4 protein-coding genes are annotated in these 4,183 nt (G+C 49.5%); 1 reads left to right on the top strand and 3 read right to left on the bottom strand.

From position 1 onward, the window contains the following. Positions 1-403 precede the first annotated feature (403 nt). From DEF47_RS00910 to DEF47_RS00900, 3 genes are all read right to left on the bottom strand, one after another. Positions 404-817, bottom strand: a complete 414-nt coding sequence (locus DEF47_RS00910; RefSeq protein WP_287044911.1) for a hypothetical protein — start codon at positions 815-817, stop codon at positions 404-406. Positions 818-939: 122 nt separating this feature from the next. Next, positions 940-2,532 (bottom strand): class I SAM-dependent DNA methyltransferase, encoded by a 1,593-nt coding sequence (locus tag DEF47_RS00905; RefSeq protein ID WP_287044910.1) that lies wholly within the window; start codon positions 2,530-2,532, stop codon positions 940-942. Beyond that, entirely contained in the window at positions 2,529-3,173 is a 645-nt protein-coding gene (locus tag DEF47_RS00900) for a type IIL restriction-modification enzyme MmeI (RefSeq protein ID WP_287044909.1), read from the bottom strand. Before DEF47_RS00900 ends, DEF47_RS00905 begins: the two co-directional genes overlap by 4 nt. A gap of 528 nt (positions 3,174-3,701) precedes the next feature. Here DEF47_RS00900 and DEF47_RS00895 point away from each other — a divergent pair. Further along, on the top strand, positions 3,702-4,183 hold a 482-nt coding region (locus DEF47_RS00895), incomplete at its 3' end, for an FAD-dependent oxidoreductase (RefSeq protein ID WP_287044908.1).

Here is a 4,183-nt window from a genome sequence, read left to right as displayed (position 1 = left end):
GAGTTTTAATCCCCGCCAGAGGATTGTGTCCATTCTAAGATAGTTTGGATTCTTCTAACCCAACGCATGATAATGTTTTAATCCCCGCCAGAGGATTGTGTCCATTCTAAGCAAGTGACAGTCCATACCCAACTGTTGGAACTCCAACGTTTTAATCCCCGCCAGAGGATTGTGTCCATTCTAAGACCTCTGTGTCCACTTTTTCAAATCGACCTGCTCGCTGAGCAGCCTTGCGCGATTCTACCTGACCATAATACTGGATGGTGCATATCGCGCAATCGTTTATGTCAATTTGAATAGCAATTATCAGCATCTGTGTCCATTGTAGCAAGCCTGTCAACCGTCACCCAGTTTAAGCAGGAGCGTGCTGCCTGATCAACACGCCCCGCCCACCATTCCTTGCCTAGCCTGCTGCTCGCTCGTGATTGAGCACCAACAAACGCCCAAGGATTTCATCATCAGTCAAGGTATCAGGCCACCCATAGGCCGCAAAGACCGCTTTGTCCAGCTTCTTGTACGCCAAATCCAGCCACGTTGGGCGCTCGTTATACAAGTTGGTCAAGGTGCGTTTTTTCAGCTCGGCCTCGGTTGCTCCGGCTGGATTCAGCCAGCGATCCCGCTTCTCAACCAACTCTTTTGCTGCCTCGGCAATGGCGTTGACGAGCGGCGAGTCCGTGGGTTCCTTCGCTGGCGGCCATGGGAAGGGGAAAGTTTCAAAGGTTGTTGTTGGTGTATAGCGTGGATCATTTCCTACACCAAGAAATGTACCTAAACGTAGTGACCATAATTCATGAATTTTTGAGTGTAGCACACCCATAAAATAGTCGTCGTCGCGTGCAAACGCGATAGTTGCCGAATCAGGCAGCGTTCCTTTGTTAATCCATACATAAATTCGATGTTTTGATACTCGGACTGTAAGAATAAATCGCTCAAAATTACTCAATGCCTTTCGCATTTCAGGCCGATGTCGTTCGTGGAGCCACCATTTTTTCGCGTACTTTCATATTTTGGCCGCACCTTTTGATTAATATACTCAAAAGGTGCCTCATACAATGCTGCTTCTTCCAATGACATAGTAGAACCAAAATCAATAATCCATTTACTTGCGGCTCGTTGAACAATGGCTTTTCCATTAACCCATGGTTTTACAACATCACTATTAGGTTGTCCATTAGGATTATTTTGAACCGCAAGAAATCTCTTGGCAGTCTGGAAATCAATATCAAAATCTGCGCCTTTCTTTGTGCCCTCAAATTGTATGTTTAAATTCTCATAAAGCTTGATAGCCTTTGTCGTATCGACGGGTGTACCCGTCAGATCAGCATGAATACTTGAGACAACAATACCATTGAGCGTTCGAGTTTCCCGTTCATCGGCTTTGTTAAATCCCACCATTGACACCCGTACCGCAGCCCCATCTAAGATCCATTCTCGATCCGACCAACCCATAAAAATATCACCAGATGTTTTGATACGTTCTAAAACTTTGCGATTTACCCCACCACGAATCGAGTTGGTGGCAATAAAGCCCGCTCGTTTGGTTATGCCTTGGGCAATGATGGCTCGCGCCTTTTCAAACCAATAACACACCAGATCAGCAAATGCTGGAACACGATCTGCGTAACGATTAAACAACGCATCAACATAGCGATCACCCAGCTCTTGCCGAATCTTATTCCCACCCAAAAACGGCGGATTCCCAATAATGTAATCTGCCTGTGGCCAGACAGGTTCAATTGGATTCCCGTTGGCATCAAATGCCAGAATCGCATCCATATTGGTAATCGTGGCCAGTGTTTTCAGAATCGGGTCAGACGGATCGCCAAAGCCGTTATCGCGCAGCCATTGAATATAGCCAATCCAGACCGTGATCTGGGCTAGCTCGTGGGCATACTCATTGACCTCAATCCCCAAGAATTGTTCCGGACTGACCATGGGAAAGCGATAGCCCAGCCCCACATCGGCCCCAAACGTGATCACTTCCTTTTCTAAGTCCAGCACCGACTTCAAGGCCACATACAGAAAATTTCCACTCCCACAGGCCGGATCAAGCACCTTCAACGAATGAAGGCGATAGATAAAGGCATCGATCAGTGTGCGCATCTTCGTCGTGATCGTGCTTTGTTGCGCAGGACTGGCGGCCACCCGCTCCACATCCAGCGTGTTCAGCGTGCCTTGGAGGTCGGCCCATTCACGGCGTAGCGGCTGCATCACCACCGGCTCCACCACCAGCAAAATATCATCCTTGCTCGTGTAGTGTGCGCCAAGCTGTGAGCGCTTGTTTGGGTCGAGCGAGCGCTCAAACAGCGTTCCCAGAATCGCAGGCTCAATCGACGACCAATCGAGCTTGGAGACCTTCTGGAGAATCGCCAGCGCCTCACTGCCCAGAGGGATCACTGTATCATTATCAAACAACCAGCCATTGAAGTGGCGAATTTCTTCATCACCAAACAAGCCGCCTGTAGCCATTGCATGAAACAAATCACGAAGTGCCGTACTAAAGATTGGTGCCTTATTACCAAACTTCTTCACGAGACCTGAAAAAAAATCCCTTTGGGCAACAGCTCCACATCTTCCGCAAACAAACAGAACAGCACCCGAATCAGGAAGTGGGCAATCTCATGGGGTGTTTTATCTTTTTCATAGCGAGCGAGCAGCTGGGCCAGCTTGGCAAACTCGGCAGCGGCCTCTTTCGTTACCTGCTCGGTCGTAGTTTGCGCCTTGAAGGCTTTGGGGTTCGTGAAGATCTGCCTGAGGTCGGCCAGCTTGTCGGGATTCAGCAGATCATCGAGCGTAAATTCAACCGTGCGCTTGACGGTGTTGGTGAAATTCGTATGCACGATAATCCGCTGCATATCGCTCACAATCAGCAGCGGGGGATTCTGGAGCGATTCGCGATATTGCAACAGTTGCTCATAGGCTTTGGTCAGATTCGCGCCAACGCCCTTGTATTCGATGGCAAAGCAGCCCTTGCGCCAGACATCGGCCCAGCCTTGACCGCCCGATTGCTTGGTTGCGCCTGCCTCAAATAAATAAAAGGTTCCTTTGGGATCTTCGTGGATGGGGGTTTTGGCTCCAAGCAACGCACAGAGATCGAAAAAATGTTCCTGATAGCCTGATTTTTCTTTGACCTGGACGGCTCGCCACTTCTGCACAAACGCTTGCGGTTGCATGGGCTTCACTCCACACCGAGGATACAATCGCCTGCATCATCGCACAGCCGCGAACCAGTAACGCAACTAGCAAGGGTATGCTGAGCTTTATAGGCCATTCCAGCATCGTGAGGGATACTGCGCAAAAGAAAAACCCACGCCGTATGGTGTGGGTTTTGTGATCCCCGCAAGAGGATTGAGATCTTTCCAATGAATTGAACCCCTGACTAGTAATACGGGGGTAACATCTTCTATTTTAATCCTCGCGAGAGGATTGAGGTCTTTCTAATAGGTATTGGTTTTGTCTACGCCTAAACGACCTACTAATGAGTTGTAATCCCCCAACGAGGATTAAGGCCATTCGAATATTGATACATTATTAGGTAACAATACATTTAAAGGTACACTGTTGTAATCCCCAACGAGGATGTCTAGACTATACACGATGCGCCGAGCTGGTGCAAGCCCGCTAATAACACAAACGGCTCGCAAATCGAAGCCGCTTAGGGGTTGTGCGGAGGCATATAATCACCTTTATTTGGAGGATGTATGTCCTACACACGGCGCGATATCCTGAAACTTGCAGCACTCGTCAGCCTTAGTCCATGGCTGCCTGCCTGTGCACCCAATGATCCGAATACACCAACCATCAAGCCAACCACCACATCGAATAGCCCAGTAACGAGTGACAGCACCCCGCAGGTCATCGTGATTGGCGCAGGCATCGCGGGATTAGCCGCTGCCGCCAAACTCCAAGCAAACGGCTATCGCGTCCAGATCATCGAAGGACGTGATCGGATCGGTGGGCGCATTTGGACAAGCCGCACCTGGAACGATATGCCTGTCGATTTAGGGGCTTCGTGGATTCATGGCGTTACACAGAACCCCCTCACCGATCTGGCAGATACTGCTAGGATTGAGCGAACACCCACCGATTATGAGAATAGTCTGGTCTACACCATGGACGGCGAGGAACTCGACGATGCCGCTGTGGAACAGCTTGAGGAACAGTTGGTCACACTGCTGGATGC

Origin of the sequence: Herpetosiphon sp. (assembly GCF_003512625.1) — a bacterium.
GTDB lineage: Bacteria > Chloroflexota > Chloroflexia > Chloroflexales > Herpetosiphonaceae > Herpetosiphon > Herpetosiphon aurantiacus.
The sequence above is the reverse complement of the archived record's forward strand: the minus strand, read 5'-3'. Positions and strand labels throughout refer to the sequence as shown.

Bases quoted from the DNA above. Each gene is read 5' to 3' on its own strand.
- DEF47_RS00910 (WP_287044911.1), bottom strand. From the start codon at position 817: ATGGGTGTGCTACACTCAAAAATTCATGAATTATGGTCACTACGTTTA.
- DEF47_RS00900 (WP_287044909.1), bottom strand. From the start codon at position 3,173: ATGCAACCGCAAGCGTTTGTGCAGAAGTGGCGAGCCGTCCAGGTCAAA.